Here is an 18,146-nt window from a genome sequence, read left to right on the forward strand (position 1 = left end):
TAGGAACAGTATTATGACAGATAAAAATATCCAACTTACTTCAACTATCAGCGAAGACAATAAACTCACACTTGCCTTAAAAAACATCGAGATGCCAAAGCCAAATGCCGATGAAGTAGTTATTCGTATTGAAGCTGCACCATTAAACCCATCAGACTTAGGCGTTTTATTCAGCGCAGCTGATATGTCTACTGCAAAACAATCGGGTACTGATGAAAACCCAGTAATTACTGCTGATGTTCCAGCTCAATTTATGCCATCACTTAAAACACGTGTTGGTAAAGCAACACAAGTAGGTAATGAAGGCGCAGGCACCGTAGTAGCAGCAGGCTCATCACCAGCCGCACAAGCATTAATGGGAAAAACTGTTGCAGTAATTGGCGGCGGTACGTATCGTCAATTTATATGTGCCAACGTACAAAGTTGCCTAGAGCTAAAAGAAGGGACTACCGCCAAAGAAGGTGCATCATCTTTTGTTAACCCACTTACCGCACTAGCAATGGTAGAAACCATGCGCGCTGAAGGTCATAAAGCTATTATTCACGCGGCTGCAGCTTCTAACCTTGGCCAAATGCTAAACCGTATTTGTATTGCTGATGGCGTTGATTTAATAAATATTGTTCGTAAACCAGAACAAGAAAAATTACTGCGCGATATGGGTGCAAAATATATTGTTAACTCAAGCAGCGACACTTTTCTTGCTGACCTAACAGCTGCAATAATCGAAACCGGTGCAACTATAGCGTTTGACCCTATTGGTGGCGGCCAACTAACAAGTGATATTCTTAACTGTATGGAAGTTGCAGCTGCGCGCGATATAAAAGAGCACACAATTTATGGCTCTGATACATTTAAACAAGTGTACATTTATGGCGCACTAGACCGCGGCCCTATTACACTTAACCGTAACTTTGGCTTTGCTTGGGCTGTAAGCGGGTTCTTGTTATTTAATGCTTTAGGTAAATTAGGCACAGATACAGTAATGAAAATGCGCAAACGCGTTGCTGATGAAATCACCACTACATTTGCGAGCAACTACACGCACGAAGTGTCATTAGCTGAGGTATTACACTTACAGTCAATTGCCGCTTATTCTAAACAAGCAACAGGCGAAAAGTACTTAATTAAACCTCAAGCTTAATTAAATATTCCTCGTTAAAAATTAAAGACCACAGCGCTTAGCACTGTGGTTTTTAAATATAAAAACAGATGCTAATTAGGTAACTGCTTTTTTGTCATAATAAAAACTTAAAAATATAATGAATGCGCAATAGGCTCACTAATTGTTATTGAATTTATAATTTTTAATACATTCAAGCCATCAATGAAATTTTGGTGTAAATGAATATCTAAATTACTTAACGCATTTAAGAACGTACCTTTAGAAATATCACCTGGAATCACCTTCTAGCATTATAAAATTTCAACAAAAATCCTCTTTGATCAAACTACTCAATAATTGTACTAAATAATGCAATTAGTCATAAATCTGTAACTTTGATCCGCGATAATCTCTATCCGATAAATGAATAGACTCAAGAAGATTAAGTAAGATGAGTACACCCTTAGTGCAACTAACATTTGCACTGCAATCATTTGATGATTCTATGTCTGCGGCGATGAGCCACGCTATGGAATATGAAAAGCTATCGCTAAAAGCCAATGCTGCGCATAACATCACGCTGCAATGTGTGTTGCCTGATGGCGCAAATGAGAGCGATGTTATTTCACTAAGTGCAACGCAGCCCAGTGCGCGTGGGGCGCAGTATTTTACTGAAAAAACGCTGAGCAATGCAGACCTTGAATCTGGTACTGTAAACCTAACTTTAAGTAACATTACACAAAGCCAGTGTTTTGTAGTGCAAATGATGCTGCACGGAAAAAATACGACCTTAAAAGAAAGCCAGCAACTCGATGTGTACATTAAAGCGTTTGAGCAAGGCTATATTCCTGAGCAAATAAAAACTGAACATACCAAGTCACAGGGCGTTCGTAGCTACTTTGCGAGTATGGGTTCTACGTTTTTATCGCTGTTTTAGTGCTGACTGCACTTAAATTACGCGATGCGACAAGTTATTAGTCTGCAAAACTTACTTTACCCATAGTAACTCCCGCAATACCTTGTGCGGTGTTACTTAGGTGTTGCTGCTCTCCTGCTAGGCATTCGTTTGCTAAAATAGCAAATAACACAGCCTCTTTTGCATCGGGATTTATACCTAAATCGTCGGTATTTTTAAAAGCCTTAATACGTGGGCAAAGCGCTGTAAGTTGCGCCATTACTAATGGATTATGAATACCCCCACCACTTGCATACACCACACAATTTTGTTCGCGCTCTGCACACTCGTTTAATGCATTTGCTATAGCTGTTGCAGTAAAGGTATTTAAGGTGGCCATTACATCTTCATGACTTAAATGGTGTGTATTTGTAAGCTGCTGTGCGGCGTTTAAATACGCTAAGTTAAATACCTCTGGCCCTGTAGTTTTAGGCATTGGGAGTTTAAAAAATGCGTTATTACATAATGCATTTAATAATGGTGTATTTACCTTGCCTGCTTTTGCTATTTTTGCGCCATCGTCATAATGCATATCTTTAAAATGTTGCTGTACGTAGGCATCCATAATGGTATTACCGGGGCCAATGTCGGAGCTAAACACACCGTTTGCATCACCATTTTTGGGTAAAAACGTTAAGTTAGCTATGCCGCCCATATTTAGCAAAACCCGACTCTCAGCAGCGCTCGAAAAATACAAATAATCGCCATACACAGCAAGCGGTGCGCCCTCGCCTCCTGCGGCTATGTGTTTTTGCCTAAAATCACCAATGGTAGTAATACCCGTAGTAACGGCTATCTGGTCACTATCGCCAATTTGTAAGGTGCCATTAGTAAAGCTTTTGTGGTTATGCTGCGAATGCGGGCAGTGGTAAATGGTTTGCCCGTGACTTGCTATTACATCAATACTTGCCGGGTTTATTTGCCAAGTATGTAAGCACTGATTAACCATATCGCCATGGAGTTTACCTACCCACGGGTGCAATAAAGTAACAAGCTCTAAATCGCACTCTCGTTTGGCAAATACCTGCTTTATTTTAGTTTTATAATCGTCGTTGTAGTCAACGGTGGTAAAATTTAAAACCTCAATGTGAGTATTTAAGCCCGCGCCCGTTACTTTACACAGTGCAACATCAAGCCCGTCCAACGAGGTACCGCTCATTAAACCAATAATTAAACGGCTTGGTTTTTGGGCGCTGTTATAAAGCGCTTTAATGTGAGGGTGCATAATGGCATCTAAAATAGGTGTAATATTTTGCTTATATTAGAGGACTTTAAAACAAAGTAATAGCCGTAAACCGTTTAATTTAGGTTCTGATTGTTTAACTCTTAAATGATTGTTAAGTTAGTGTGCATACTAAAAATTTATGAAAAAATATGATCACCCTCAGAGAGTTTAAAGCCCAAGACGCGCCTTTTATTATTAATACCTTAAATGATGAACAGGTAACGCGTTATTTATCGTCAAAAATTCCGTTTCCGTATACGCAAGCCGATGCTGATTGGTGGATAAACCAAGGCTCAAAAAACGGCGTAATTGATGCAACAGTTAAAGCCATTGAGGTAAATGGGCAATTTGCGGGCTGTATTGGTGTAACTCCCGGCGAATTTGAATACAACCACAGTGGCGAAATTGGTTATTGGCTTAATAAAGCCTATTGGGGGCAAGGTATTATTACTCGCGCTATTGAACTTATATGCAATGAAGCGTTTGCAAGCTCACACTTAAACAGAATTTTTTGTTGCCGTGTTTGCTGGTAATACCGGCTCAATGAAAGCACTTATTAAAAGTGGTTTTGAGCAAGAGGCTGTGCTTAAACAGGCCATTTATAAAAACGGGGTGTTTTACAATAGCCATATTTTTAGCAAGCTAAAATAAACCATTTAGAATAAATACTCTGCAAAGCTTGAATTACCAGTACCTCGCCCAAAGCTAATGTATTGAGGTAAAAATATATATTTACACTGCTTAGCGCGCATTATTGTTTAGGTTAGATATTAATTTAACGCATAAACATTCGCTAAGTACATTCACTTTAAGAGGAGATTTTTATGTCTGCAACTAGTCGTCAACTTACTTTAGCATCACGCCCTAATGGCGCCCCGAACGAAAAAAACTTTGAACTTAAAACGGTAGAACTTCCTGCATTAAAAGATGGCGAAGTTTTACTACGCACTATTTACCTATCATTAGACCCGTATATGCGTGGTCGTATGAGTGATGCTAAGTCGTACGCAGATCCAGTTAATATTGGCGATGTAATGGTTGGCGCAACTGTGTGCCAAGTAGAAGAGTCTAAAAACGATAAGTTTAACGAAGGCGAATGGGTACTTGCCTACACAGGTTGGCAAGACTACGCCATTACCGATGGTGAAGGCTTAATGCAATTAGGTAAAGAGCCTGCAAACCCTTCATACGCATTAGGTATTATGGGTATGCCTGGCTTTACTGCTTACATGGGTTTACTTGATATTGGCCTGCCTAAAGAAGGCGAAACCGTAGTTGTTGCAGCAGCAACAGGGCCAGTAGGTGCAACGGTTGGTCAAATAGCTAAAATTAAAGGCTGTAAAGTAGTCGGTGTTGCTGGTGGTAGCGAAAAATGTGCACACGCCGTTGAAAAACTAGGGTTTGATGCCTGTATTGACCACAAAGCTGATGACTTTGCAGACCAACTAGAAAAAGCGTGTGATAACGGCATTGATGTTTACTACGAAAATGTGGGCGGTAAAGTATTCGACGCCGTATTACCATTACTAAATACAGCAGCGCGCGTACCATTGTGTGGTTTAGTATCGCAATATAACGCAACTAGCTTACCAGAAGGCCCAGACCGTTTAGGTATGCTAATGGGTCAATTGCTTACTAAGCGTATTAAAATGCAAGGCTTTATCATTTTTGATGATTACGGCGACCGTTACGACGAGTTTGCACAAGACATGCAAAAATGGCTACAAGACGGAAAAATTCAATACCGGGAGCACATGGTAGAAGGCATCGAAAATACAGTAGACGCGTTCAACGATATGATATCCGGTAAAAACTTTGGTAAAACTGTGGTTAAAATTAATAACCCACTTTAATTTTATACGGCTTGTAAGGCAAAGCCCTTACAAGCCACAAAAGGACTGACATGATTAAACTACACCATTTAAATAAATCCCGCTCTAAACGTATAATTTGGCTTTTAGAAGAGCTAGATGTTGACTACGAAATTGTGGCTTATCAGCGTAATAAAGACACATTCCTAGCACCTGACGAACTAAAGCATATTCATCAACTTGGCAAGTCACCGGTAATTGAAGATGGCGGTTTAATTATTGCTGAATCAGGCGCTATTACCGACTACCTTATTTCTAAATACGGCAACGGTAAATTTGCTCCAAAAGTAGATACCGCTGAATATGTTGACTACCAGCAATGGCTGCACTTTGCAGAAAGCTCAGCAATTTTACCGCTTTTACTTAAAATGTTTGTACTAAAAGACGGCGCTAAAACGCAGTTTTTAGAAGGCTATGCCGACGCTGAAACAGCCAAAGTAATTAGCTACTTTAACGACCGCCTAGAAGGTAAACGTTATTTAGTGGGCGATACCCTAACGGGCGCTGACTTTATGATGTCGTTTATTGTTGAAATAGTTAAAAACTCAGGTCAATTAGCGCACTTTAAAAACCTCGTTAAATACGACGAGCAATTACAAAGCCATGAGAAGTTTCATACAGCTAATGAGCTAGAAGCAAAGTACGACTAAACCTTTATATAATATTTTATATAACACTAGGGGCATTTAGCCCCTTTTTTAATGCCTGTAAAATATGCCCCGCCAAAGTTACACTTGTAAACTAAATTAACAATCACCTACCTTATTGCTAATAAAACTTTAATTAATAAGGCATAATGCTGCTATTGTTTAAGTATTTTCACTAATAATACAAGCTGCTCTTGCGCGTATTGACTCACACTTGGGATCAACCATGACCATAAACATGCGTTTAACGACCGGCTTTGGCGTAATTTTATCAATGATGATTATTTTAACCATTATTGGAATTTCGCGCGTTAGCCTTATTAATAGTAATATTACCCACATGACCGACGTAAATTCGGTAAAGCAACGTTACGCAATTAACTTCAGAGGCAGCGTACACGACAGAGCAATAGCCGTGCGCGACGTAGTACTAATTACCGAGCAAAGCAGTTTAAGTACCGTGTTAAATAACATACAAGAGCTAAACGCATTTTACCAAACGTCAAGCCGCGCTATGGCTAAGCTAATGGGTAATATGAATAGTGAAGAGCGCGCTTTAATTAATAAAATAAATCAAATAGAGCAGCGTACTCAGCCTTTTATTCAAGGTGTAATAAACGCTAAAAATGCAGGAAACCTAAACGAAGCTAAACGCATTTTATTAACCGATGCGCGCCCTGCGTTTACCCAGTGGCTAAATGTTATAAACCAATTTATAAATCTGCAAGAGCAAGCAAATCAAACCACCACTATTGATACTCTCGATATTGCCAGTTCATTTGAAATTTGGATCATTTCGCTCACCGCGCTTGCAATTTTAATAGGTGCAAGCGTTGCGTATGTTATTAGCCAACTGATCAGAAAGTCAGTAGGTGGCGAACCACAAGAAGCCGCCGAAGTAATTGCCCTTATTGCCCAAGGCGATTTAAGAGGTGATGTGCAGTCGTGTTGCCCAAATAGCATGATGGCTTCTGTAGGGGTTATGCAATCTAAATTAAAAACCATTGTAGATAGCATTATTAACTCATCTGAAGAGCTTTCTACTCACTCTGCAAGCGTAGCGTCTGGTTCGCAGCAAGCACTTAGTGCCGCTGACGCACAAGTAACTTATACAAACTCGGCAGTAAGTAGCCTAGAAGAAATGAGCCAAAGTATTCATGCTGTTGCAGGCTCTGTTAAACAAACAGAAGATAACTCAAAAATAACCGCACAATTATCGCAGCAAGGTAGTATTGCAGTGCAAAAAGTAGCGGCGGAAATTGAGCAAATTTCAGTAACCGTAAAAGCCACCGTTACCCAAGTAAATGTTTTGCAAGAACATGTAAAACACATTGGCGATATTTTAAGTGTGATCCGCAGTATTTCTGATCAAACAAACTTGCTTGCACTAAATGCGGCAATAGAAGCTGCAAGAGCTGGCGAAACAGGCCGAGGGTTTGCTGTTGTTGCTGACGAGGTAAGGCAACTTGCCCAGCGTACTGGTGATGCAACAGGCGACATTGAAAAGATGATTTTGCAAGTACAAGAAAACACACAAGCGTCGGTAACAGCTATGGAAACCACAGTACCGCAAGTAGAAAATGGCCTAACGCTTACCCATGAGGCAAACGAGTTACTGCATCAAATACAGCAACAAGCTAACGACTCATTAAGTAACGTGCTTGAAATTGTTGAATCAACATCAAACCAAGTAGCCACCGTGGCGCAAATTAGTACCGGCGTTGAAGAAATTGCCAGTATGTCTAAAGAAACCAGCATGTCGCTTAACCGTAACGCACAAGAAGCTGTTGCATTAGCTGACCTTTCAAACACGCTTAAAAAGTATATTAGCTACTTTAAAGTTTAATTTTTATAGTAAGTAATAAACAAAGGGGCTTTTAAGCCCCTTTGTTGTTTATGTACTTTAATAATAGCGGACTATATACCCGCTAAATCGCGCTCGGTAATACACTCGTCTGAGGCCATTTCAAACTCGCGGCAAACTAATGGGCGGTTTTCGTAAATAGAGCACATAAGTGTATTGCGGTCGAGTGCTTGGCACCAACCGTCGTCAGCGCGTTTCATTACTTCGCTGCCCCATTTATCGTATTCAATGTAGTTAAATGGCACGCCGGTGTCGGTTACTATGCGCACTTCTAATTGGCAACAACAGGCTTGGCAGTTAGCACACGTAACAGGCTCTGGGGTAGTAGAAATATTTTCAACGGGAATAACAATATGAGGCATAGTGGCTTACTTTTTTGAATAAGCCACTAGGATACAGTAACTAATTTAACGCGCTAGTAGTTTTGCTTTAATATCGCTGTAACGCATTTGCTCGCACAGTGCAAAACCACTCAATTGGCGCACTTTATTACGCGCAAATAATGGCACACTCATCCCCGCTAAAAAGCGGCATTGGGTTTCAATACCCACATTATGATTACCTTTGTCTGCCATATGCGCTAAAAACTCATCTACCTTTTGATAAATAAGCTGCTCCTCAATATAGGCAGGCTCTATAGAGTATTCAAGCTTAACCGCATGGCCTCTACACACACTACAATGCCCACATTGCTGTGGTGCATTTTGATCGTCAAAATAGCGCGCTAAGTTATAGCTTAAGCAACTTTGTAGCTCAAAAAAGCGTACCAGTGCAGCAATACGTTTAATTTCGGCTTGTTCTTTATCACTAAAGTAGTCGTGTAGTTGCTGGGCAAGTTCTGGGTTATTTATAACCTCGCTATGCACTTTGTATACTTGGGTAATACGTTTGGTTTCGAGCGTTATTAGTTTTTTTTCGGCTAGGTAATCAAGGGCTGCCACTACGCGTTTTCGATCAACCTGCGCAGCTTGCGTAAGGGAGTCAAAATTTAGCGTGCCCCATATTTTTTTAAAATCGGTATGGCTAAATATTTGCGTTAAAAACGCTTGGCGTTGCTCGTCAAATTGGCTTAGTAGCTCATTTTTATCAACCAAAAATTTATATTTAAAATCGGCGTAGTAAGCATATTGCGGCGTTATAGCGCCTTGCATTTCAAGCTGTACAAGTAAGGTTTTAAGTGCCAGTTGCCTAATATTACTTTCACTCGATAAGCTGTATTCTTGCATTTCCCATTGCTGGTGGCTTTGGCGAATATCGTTAATTACGTATTCAATACCGCTAAGCTCTGGGGTGTCGCCATATACAAAGTTTTCAACCGTATTTAGCCCATCTAAATTGGCAAGGGTGTAGCAGTTTGATGGATTGCCATCGCGCCCTGCTCTGCCAATTTCTTGGCTGTAGTTTTCTATCGATTTTGGTAAATCGTAATGTATAACAAAGCGAATATCCGACTTATCAACGCCCATACCAAAGGCTATGGTTGCCACCACTATGTTAATTTTACCCGCCATAAAATCATCTTGAATTTGCCAGCGTAGCGTATCTTCAAGCCCCGCATGATACGCCACCGCGTGCACACCTTGTGCACTTAGCACATTAGCAACTTGCTCGGCGCTTTGCTGTAGCGTTACATACACAATACCAGGGCCATTTTGCGCGCGCACAATGTTGGTAAGCTCGGTATTTTTATCGGCGGTTTTAACGCTCAACACACTTAAATCTAAATTGGCGCGATAAAAGCCCGTTTGCACAATACACTCAGGCGATATAGCAAATCGCTCTGCCATATCGCGTTTAACTTTTTTAGTCGCCGTTGCCGTAAGCAGCAATACTAAAGGAATATTAAGCTCTTCGCGGTAACGCGGTAGTTTAAGGTAGTCGGGTCTAAAGTTATGGCCCCATTCAGATATACAGTGCGCTTCGTCTACCACTAACATCGAAAGCGCCACCTGGCTTATAAACTCTCTAAAACGCTCGTTTTTAAAGCGCTCAACCGACACCATTAGTACTTTAATTTTACCATTTCGCACATCATTCATTACGGTGCTGCTTTGCATTTGATCTTGGCTCGAATCAAGGCTTGCCGCGTAAATACCTTTGCTATTTAAAAAGCTAATTTGATCTTTCATCAATGCTAGTAAAGGCGAAACCACTAACGTTAAATTTGGTAAATGCAACGCAGTTAATTGATAGCACAACGATTTACCCGAACCGGTCGGAAATATAGCCAACGACGATTGACCATTTAAAAGCTGCTCTATAGTTTGTTGTTGCCCTGTTCTAAATTGGCTAAAACCAAAGTGCTGCTCAAGTGATTGAATTAGTGGCGTGGTCATAAATGTCCTTTTGATGGCTAAACAATAGTCATGCTTATAAAAATGCGGTGTAGATGAAATATTTGCAACTCAGTATACAACAAATAACATTATTTATTGCTGACATCACCTTTATTTAAGCGCAAACTAGAGCACTATAAAATGAGTAGTAACTGCTTGTTGCCAAAATAATTTATTGATACCCAAGTTATCTTAAAAAACTAATAAAAATACAGATCACTTGGGTATATTATTTTTGAGGGCAACGTTATGAATATTACTACACCTAAAATCGTCGTTATTGGCGGTGGTGCTGGCGGATTAGAACTCGCAACGCAATTAGGTCATAAATTAGGAAAGAAAAAACAAGCTGAAATTCTACTAATAGACAAAAACCGTACCCACATATGGAAGCCGTTACTGCACGAAGTAGCGACAGGCTCTATTGACCCCGATTTAGATGGCGTTGTGTATTCAGCCCATGCTGCAAAACACCACTATAACTTTCAACTTGGTACTTTTTGCAATATAGATCAAAGCAATAAAACAGTTACCCTTGCACCACTTTTAGATGAGCTAGGCCACACAATTTTACCCGAGCGCACCGTGCGCTACGACCACCTAGTGATTGCCATTGGCAGCGTAAGTAACGACTTTAATACCCCAGGTATAAAAGATCACTGCTACTTTTTAGACTCAAACCAACAAGCAGAGCGCTTTCAGCATTCATTACTCGACAGCTTTACACGCCTTCACCAAGACGATAACCAACAGCAATCACTTAATATTGCCATTGTAGGCGGCGGTGCTACCGGTGTTGAACTCTCAGCTGAGCTTTATCATGTGTCTGAACTATTAAAACTTTATGGCTTAACAAATATGTCGTCTAAGCGTTTGCATATTCATTTAATAGAAGCCGGACCACGTATTTTACCAGCATTACCTGAGCGTATTGCCGTAAGTGCAAAACGTGAGCTATTAAAACTTGGCGTAAACGTGCGCGAGCAAACACAAGTAAAAGAAGGCACCGCACAAGGCTTTATCACCAAAGACGAAGAACACATTGATGCCGATATTATGGTGTGGGCAGCAGGCGTAAAAGCACCTGATTTTATTAAAGACTTAGGTATTTTTGAGCTGACGCGCAGCAACCAAATTCAAGTAAACGAGTTTTTACAAAGCACCGTAGACGAAAGCATTTTTGTATTAGGCGATTGCTGCGCATTTACCCAAGCCGACGGTAAGCAAGTACCACCACGCGCACAATCGGCGCATCAAATGGCGCAGTGCGTCGAAAAAAATCTAATCGCAACGCTAAAGCAGCAACCACTACGCGGCTTTAAATACAGCGACCATGGCTCACTTGTTAATTTATCAAGCTACAGCACTGTGGGTAACTTAATGGGCAACCTAACCAGCAATACCTTTTTTATTGAAGGTAAAATTGCCCGCTTTATGTATATATCTTTATACCGTATGCACCAACGCGCCATACACGGTAGCGCAAAAACCTTTGCATTATGGATAAGCGAAAAAGTGCTGCGTGTAGTGCGCCCTAAAATGAAGTTGCACTAAAAAATTAAGTACGCTCACAAAACCACAAAAAAGCTTTAAGAGTTAATAAGTATTATCTCTTAAAGCTTTTTTGCACTTTGCGTACCTAGAGTAGTACGATGTGAGAATATTTTAATAACATCAAAGGATTGGCGGTTATGAAAAAGCGACTTCTCGGACTTATAATTATAGCGGCTTTGGCAGTATATCTATTTAAAACCCAGCCTAACACAGCCGCTGTAGAGCAGACCAACGTGGCTGCACCAAATGCCACTGAGCCTAATTTAGTTAATAAAAAGCAGCCCGTAGAAGGCACACCGCTAAGAATAGTCACAGATCTAAAAAAAGATATTCGCCTTTGTAGAGATCAATCACAGCAACAACATATAAAAATAAATAATTTAAACCAATCGCTTGTTTCATTTTTTGTGAGTGAGCTTAAAAAAGGGACGTCGGTCCCCACGCTTTTAAAGTATGCAACCCTATCAGGAATCTATAAGCGTCAATATATTGCCTTTTTAAGAGATGCCATAGTTGCTGAGCAAAAGCAGCAGCTTAGTATTACTAGCTCTTTAGACGAATTAGCTAATTGGCAAGGCATTGAGGCAATTAAAGGCTTCACCAATGATAAAGTAAAAGAAATGATTCAACAGCTTGGAGATAATAAACATAGCCCTTCAGGACTGACTCTGAGTGTACCCCTTGATGAAAATGTACAAAAAGAAACCCTTTATGCTTTATTAAACAACACTGATACATTTACCACTTACTCTAAAACGTTTATTAAACTTGAGGGCAGTGAAGTTATTTCCCCGGCGACATTGTTTGTGCTTAATGCAAATAAATTTACGCCAAAAGAGTTTGAGCAGGCAATTTCAACTAACCAATTTACAGTTAATGAGTTAGCTACTGCAATTAAAAACAACATTCCTAATGAGTATATTTTTGCGCTTATGAAGCAGGTGCCGGCACTGGATGCTATGCCGCTGTACGAAGAAAATTCTGTTTTATATAACATGGCTGATATTGCCGTAAGCCAGTTTAATTTACCGCTTGTAAAAGCACTACAACAACTAGGCGTAACACCAACCAATCGGCCTGGCTTATTTACTGGTTTAGATGTTGCAATAGTAAACCTGCCTAGAAGTGGTAACTTAACGCCAGCCCCTTTAGATGCAAAGCATACTCAAATGTTGGACTACCTCACAGAGCAGGGCTATAAAGCTCATAGCGGCAATGCTAATGACGGCCTAAATGGCAAAGGCGTTTCTTTTGTAAGTGATTTTATTTACCAGCAAGGCGCCTATATTAATGGGCAGGAAAACCCTGAGCAATATGCTTACTTTAGCCCTATTGGTAAAATAGACAACGCCACATTGCCCCAAGTGAGTGAGCCCGATAATTCTGATGTTGCACGTTTTTTAGTAGATTTGAAGCAACAAAAGAAAGAGCTAGATAATAAAAGACAAAACTGTGAACTATTACAGCAGCAGTTAAGCGCTACTGAACAATTACACTCTACTATGCGAGCATATAATACGGTGCTAGAGGTAAAAAAAGAGCACGGTAATAACTTCGAATATGTTTTACAAGAACAAGACCCCGTATTAGTTAATTACTGGTGGAGTATACTAAACAATCAGCTTTCAAACGATAGAAGTCATAACGCGTTCAGCGAATATTTGTCTAAAAAAGATTACCAAAAAGCTTATGAGTACAGCCTTAGTACACCATTAACTCAAACAGAAACCGATACACTTTTTTCATTCCTACTATTAGAGCCTCATGACTTTATAGCGATCTGGCAAAGCCGAGTTGAACCTAAGCCACCGAGTGATTTAGCAAGATTAAGTCGTTTTCCTCTTAGTCAATGGCAAAAGCTTAAACAAGCTGGTTTTGATTTTTCGATTACCGATACGTATGGGCGCGACGTTTATGTACAAGCTGCATCGTCTTCTGTCGAGGTAGTACAATTTCTAATTGATAATAAAATACCCGCTGATTCAGAAAAATTAGGCGTAGATATACTCGACCTAGCGCTTGAGCAAAGCTACACCAAAGGGGAGTTAAGCCCAATGATTCCTTTAGCCCTGCAGCTTGTTGAAAAAATTGAACCGAATCACCTTTCTCGCGCAGCACGTTTAAAAACGTTTTATCCTGAGGTTTACGAGCAATTAATTAAGTTAAACCCCGCATTAAAACCCGCAGAGGGCACGCAGCTAAATCACTATACTTTTAATAACCTATAACCCGCACTTTTAATACGCCAACAAATTAGTTGGCGTATTTGTTACTAACCCAAATATTGTCTTTAATATTTAACATTGTCTGTGTAGAGTATTTAAAACAACTAAGGAAATTGGGTTATGACGGGTAAAACGCTAATTTTTAACTTTGACGGCACAGGAAACGAGCCCCGTGATGCAGAGCAATTTAGCTCAGAGCATTTTAAAGAAGACTCTAATATTACCAACATTCTAAAATTGCATTTACTGCTTGGCGGTAAATTAGAAGACTCCCCCATTACTCCTTTTGCTAACCAACTCAGTTTTTATTATCAAGGTATTGGCACTAAAGGCAGCCGCCTTAAACGCATTTTAAACCAAACCCTTGCACCTCGTGGTGACGACGTAGCCAGTATCTTAAATCAAGCATTAAGCGACTTTAAAGCTCACTACCTAATAGGCGATGCCATACTGCTAACGGGTTTTAGCCGAGGCGGTGCACTTGCTAGGCGTTTTGCCAAAATTCTAGAGCCTTTAATTGCTGATAATGTTTACGTATGTGTGTTTGATACCGTCGCCTCTATTGGCTTATCAAAAGTAAGTAAAGCTACACGCGGCGCAGAGCACGTTATTTTTGAAAACCACACCATTGCCAACAACATTACTCACGCGCTGCACTGCGTAGCCCTTGATGAAAAACGCCGCGCCTTTGAACCCACACTCATGAACCATCAAAGCAATATTACCGAGCTATGGTTTGCAGGTGCGCATTCAGACATTGGCGGCGGTTACTACCGCGATGGCCTAGCCGATATTTGCTTGCGCTACGCACTTGAGTGGTTAATAGAACAACCGCTTAATATATCGTTACTCACTAGCCACGATATAGATTACGAAACCCTGCTCCCCGATAGCAACTTAGTAGCACAAGATGACGTAACCGTAACGCCCGATCCGCTCGCATTAAGTCACCAACAAAATTACTTTTGGTTTAACCCATTTTTTAAATTAGTAGATAGGCAGTGCTATGTATTAATTGATGACGAAGCCAGCAACCTTGAGCCTTTAGTGCACTACAGCGTAGCCGAACGCATTAATAAGCTAACCAGTTACCGCCCAGAATCGCTAAAAAAACTGCATTACAAAATTAGCTACAACGACAACACCACACTTAGCTTTATTGGTTTAAGCCAACATATAGAACTGGCTAATCAAAACATGAATGTGCTGAGCATTAACCAAAGCCAAGATGTAATGGTATTTGCCTCAGAGCAATACAACGCAACCGGCCTCATGCTAGAGCAAGGCGCTACGTACCGTTTTACCCCATACCCAAATCAATACTGGTTTGACGATGGCATAAAGTGCACGCCATTAGGCTGGAACCGCGATAACGTACAACTTGGCGTAAAAGAAATCCCGATGGCCGTACTTGAACCATTTAGACGATTCCCTCGCGCACAATGGTTTTCACTCATTGGTGCTATTAATAAAAACGACGACCACCTTTTTGAAATAGCCAACGGCGCCGACATTAAAATAGATAAATCAGGCGAGTTTTGCCCATTTGCCAACGACTTAAGCCGCTTTTATGGCGCTAATGCCGGTAAAATAAAAGTGAAAGTAACGCGGTTGGAATAAGAGGAAACCGAGGCTTTTAAATTGTAGGCTGGAATTTACATCGCGCTTTGGCTTTATAAAAACATTAAGCGAGGTATAAAACCTCACCTACAACAACTCAAACACCACACTCAACAAACCCGTAGATGCGATTTTACATCGCGCTTAGCTCTTTAGTAACGGATCATAACTCCCAATCAACGCTACAAAGCCCGCCTAAACACCTGTAGGCGCACTGCTTGCTCGCGCGAAAAGCGAAGCTTTTAAATTAAATAAAACAAATATCAGTTTTAATGTTCACTATAAAACTGATAGGTTATTATTACTGTTTTTATCAATGGTTACTTTTTCGTGGCAAATGAAGTTATACAAAAAATAATTGAGTATTTACATCAAAACACCGACATTGATGTAGTTTGGCTATATGGCTCCCATGCAAAAGGGACAGCTCAGCCTCATAGTGACATTGACTTAGCCATAGCATTTAAAAACTTTGATCTGGAATCGTTCGATAAGCGCCTTAGGCCAAAAGAGCTTGAGCTTGAAATAAGTAATGCACTTAATCTTAACGAACAACTTATTTCGATTGTTGATATAAATATTATTCCAAGTTATTTAGCTTTCAACGTTATTGAATATGGAAAAATAATTATAAGCAATAATAGTGTTAGAGCGATGAAAGAGCAGCAGCGTATATATAGCCAGTTCGAATTTGAAACCATAGCGAGTAAACATGACTGATACCGGAATTACACTTTATTTAAGTGAAGTAACACGCCATATTGACGAATATATGCAAGAACTCGACGAACTCAGTCAAATCGATTCACTTAATAGTAGAGACTACCGAGCTGCAGAGCGATTACTACAGTTAATGACCGAGGTGTGTATTGGTTTATCAAAGCATTGGCTAAAGCAGCACAAAAGTAGTACCAGTAGCAACGCCTATCAAACATTTAGCGAACTTACTAATTTGGGCTTTTTGAGCGAGGCAGAACTACTGTCATGGCGTAAAATTATAGGCTTACGAAATGCTCTTGTTCACGATTACTTAAATATTGACCAAAGTATCGTTAAAACAATCATTAAAAAGCAACACTACACAACTATGCACGCATTTAGTATTAAAGCGATTACAGAGCTAAACAAAGATTCATAGATAAAACCTCACCTACAATAATTAAACCACTGCACTGAACAAAACCGTAGGTGCGATTTTACATCGCGCTTTGTTCTTATAAAAACATTGAGCGAGGTATAAAACCTCACCTACAACAATTCAAACACCTATTCGCCTCACACAATGAGGCGAATAATATGTGTAATTACCTCATTAGGCAATTTTGTAACGTGTACTACGCCCACCTGCGGCGGTTTTTGTTAAAAATCCAAGCGTTTGCAAGTCCGATAAATGGCGTGTTGCGGTTGCACGGCTAACCTTAGCTACCTTTTGATACTGACTCGCACTAATACCCTGTTCAAATTGGCCATCAAGTAACTTATTAAGCACTTTTACTTGCTGCTCACCTAGCTTTGTTTGATCTTTACTTGCCCAGTAATTGGTTTTAAAAATTGTTTGCTCAATATTATTAAGCGTATGGTGTATCGCATTATTAAGCATACATAAAAACCATTTAACCCATTGGGTAATACAAAGCTCTCCACGTTGAGTGGCTTCAAGCACCTCGTAGTAGCTTTTTCTGTCTTCTAAAATAGCCACCGACATAGCGTAAAACCGAATTGACTCAGCATGTTCTTGCGCTAATGCCAGGTCGGTTATAAGGCGTGTAATACGCCCATTACCATCCTCAAGTGGATGTATTGTTACAAACCATAAGTGTGCTATAGCTGCCCGAATAAAAGGGTCTATTTGAGGTTCGTTTTGCGTTTTGTTAAACCAATTAAAAAATAGCGAAAGCTCTTTATTTACTCGCTCTTTAGGAGGCGCCGTAAAATGTAATACCGGTTTATCTAAGCGCCCCGATACCACTTGCATTGGCTCGCCACCACGCAATTGCCCGCCCTCAATTTTAGTAAATAAGCTTTGCTCACCTGCAAATAATAAGCGATGCCAATTAAGCACTCGTTCTAAATTAAGCGGTGAGTGTGTGTTATTTATTGCATCAAGCATAATCTCTGCAAGATTATCGCTTTGCACTGTTGTTGGGTAAGGCTGCTCATTAATATTGAGCTTTTTAGCAAGAGAAGAGCGAACCGAAAATGCATTAAGCTTTTCACCCTCAATCGCACTGGAGTGAATAATATTTGCAAGTAAAGTATCAAGGGCTTGCTGCTTTTGTTGAGCACTTTGCACGCCCATACGCCCTACTAATAAACCTTGATTATATGAAAGATCCCTTAGTAAAGGAGCAAGCGCTGCAGCATCCCACGTAAAGTTTGGCCAGTTTTGCTGTTGCCATATCCACATAGTCTTTAGTCCTAAAGGTAATTAGCTTCAGTCTATGTTATTTATTTGCATCATGCAATGAGGCGAATAACAGGGTTAATTGCCTCATTACTTTTAAGCGCTACATTGAACAGTAATTCACTTTCCTGTGGTAAAAAATGTATTTTTAAGCGAGGTATAAAACCTCACCTACATCATTGCAAACACCGCTCTTAACAAAAGCATAGGTGCGATTTCATATCGTGCTTTGGCTTTTAAATAAGGCCAAGCGCAACACCTGTAGATACCATCTCTCATTTTAAGCTTCAAGGTCGTATTTAACTTTCTTGGAGCTTAAACGCTTCTTGGTTTTTTATTACAC

At 40.2% G+C, this 18,146-nt stretch carries 14 protein-coding genes and 1 pseudogene; 11 read left to right on the forward strand and 4 right to left on the reverse strand.

The window, feature by feature from the left end; translation table 11 throughout:
• Nucleotides 1-13: 13 nt before the first annotated feature.
• On the forward strand, nt 14-1,141 hold the full coding sequence (locus GQR47_RS17770) for a zinc-binding dehydrogenase (protein ID WP_165724226.1): 1,128 nt from the start codon (nt 14-16) through the stop codon (nt 1,139-1,141).
• Nucleotides 1,142-1,553: 412 nt separating this feature from the next.
• Nucleotides 1,554-2,039, forward strand: coding sequence for a hypothetical protein (locus GQR47_RS17775; RefSeq protein WP_010554987.1), 486 nt, complete (start codon nt 1,554-1,556; stop codon nt 2,037-2,039).
• 37 nt (nt 2,040-2,076) lie between these two features.
• Here the strand turns inward: GQR47_RS17775 and GQR47_RS17780 are convergent, their stop codons facing one another.
• The gene (locus tag GQR47_RS17780) at nt 2,077-3,282 is read right to left on the reverse strand and encodes an anhydro-N-acetylmuramic acid kinase (protein ID WP_024603443.1); all 1,206 of its coding nucleotides are present in this window, start codon (nt 3,280-3,282) and stop codon (nt 2,077-2,079) included.
• A 149-nt stretch (nt 3,283-3,431) separates the two neighbouring features.
• Here GQR47_RS17780 and GQR47_RS17785 point away from each other — a divergent pair.
• From GQR47_RS17785 to GQR47_RS17800, 4 genes and pseudogenes are all read left to right on the forward strand, one after another.
• Nucleotides 3,432-3,933, forward strand: a pseudogene (locus GQR47_RS17785) (GNAT family protein).
• Between the two features lie 173 nt (nt 3,934-4,106).
• A complete protein-coding gene (locus GQR47_RS17790; protein WP_024596455.1) occupies nt 4,107-5,135 on the forward strand; it encodes an NADP-dependent oxidoreductase in 1,029 nt (342 codons plus the stop codon).
• A 50-nt stretch (nt 5,136-5,185) separates the two neighbouring features.
• Nucleotides 5,186-5,803, forward strand: coding sequence for a glutathione S-transferase (locus tag GQR47_RS17795; RefSeq protein ID WP_002962787.1), 618 nt, complete (start codon nt 5,186-5,188; stop codon nt 5,801-5,803).
• A 223-nt stretch (nt 5,804-6,026) separates the two neighbouring features.
• Complete coding sequence (locus tag GQR47_RS17800) at nt 6,027-7,646, forward strand: methyl-accepting chemotaxis protein (RefSeq protein ID WP_024596456.1); 1,620 nt, start codon at nt 6,027-6,029, stop codon at nt 7,644-7,646.
• A gap of 71 nt (nt 7,647-7,717) precedes the next feature.
• Here the strand turns inward: GQR47_RS17800 and GQR47_RS17805 are convergent, their stop codons facing one another.
• Both GQR47_RS17805 and GQR47_RS17810 read right to left on the reverse strand, forming a co-directional pair.
• Nucleotides 7,718-8,026 (reverse strand): YkgJ family cysteine cluster protein, encoded by a 309-nt coding sequence (locus tag GQR47_RS17805; protein ID WP_002962790.1) that lies wholly within the window; start codon nt 8,024-8,026, stop codon nt 7,718-7,720.
• A 45-nt stretch (nt 8,027-8,071) separates the two neighbouring features.
• Entirely contained in the window at nt 8,072-10,000 is a 1,929-nt protein-coding gene (locus tag GQR47_RS17810) for a RecQ family ATP-dependent DNA helicase (RefSeq protein WP_165724227.1), read from the reverse strand.
• Between the two features lie 249 nt (nt 10,001-10,249).
• On the opposite strand from GQR47_RS17810, the gene GQR47_RS17815 reads away from it, so the two are divergent.
• From GQR47_RS17815 to GQR47_RS17835, 5 genes are all read left to right on the forward strand, one after another.
• Entirely contained in the window at nt 10,250-11,554 is a 1,305-nt protein-coding gene (locus tag GQR47_RS17815; protein ID WP_002962796.1) for an NAD(P)/FAD-dependent oxidoreductase, read from the forward strand.
• A gap of 137 nt (nt 11,555-11,691) precedes the next feature.
• Nucleotides 11,692-13,782, forward strand: a complete 2,091-nt coding sequence (locus tag GQR47_RS17820) for a hypothetical protein (RefSeq protein WP_024603441.1) — start codon at nt 11,692-11,694, stop codon at nt 13,780-13,782.
• A 117-nt stretch (nt 13,783-13,899) separates the two neighbouring features.
• Nucleotides 13,900-15,399, forward strand: a complete 1,500-nt coding sequence (locus GQR47_RS17825; RefSeq protein WP_165724229.1) for a DUF2235 domain-containing protein — start codon at nt 13,900-13,902, stop codon at nt 15,397-15,399.
• A 330-nt stretch (nt 15,400-15,729) separates the two neighbouring features.
• Nucleotides 15,730-16,119 carry a nucleotidyltransferase domain-containing protein gene (locus GQR47_RS17830; protein WP_002962075.1) on the forward strand — a complete coding sequence of 130 codons (390 nt, stop codon included), beginning with the start codon at nt 15,730-15,732 and terminating at the stop codon, nt 16,117-16,119.
• Nucleotides 16,112-16,537 (forward strand): DUF86 domain-containing protein, encoded by a 426-nt coding sequence (locus tag GQR47_RS17835; protein ID WP_002962076.1) that lies wholly within the window; start codon nt 16,112-16,114, stop codon nt 16,535-16,537. Before GQR47_RS17830 ends, GQR47_RS17835 begins: the two co-directional genes overlap by 8 nt.
• Before the next feature lie 174 nt (nt 16,538-16,711).
• Here GQR47_RS17835 and GQR47_RS17840 read toward each other — a convergent pair whose 3' ends face one another.
• Entirely contained in the window at nt 16,712-17,806 is a 1,095-nt protein-coding gene (locus GQR47_RS17840) for a Fic family protein (RefSeq protein ID WP_024597437.1), read from the reverse strand.
• Nucleotides 17,807-18,146 lie beyond the last annotated feature (340 nt).

It is taken from the genome of Pseudoalteromonas sp. Z1A2, assembly GCF_011378755.1.
GTDB lineage: Bacteria > Pseudomonadota > Gammaproteobacteria > Enterobacterales > Alteromonadaceae > Pseudoalteromonas > Pseudoalteromonas distincta.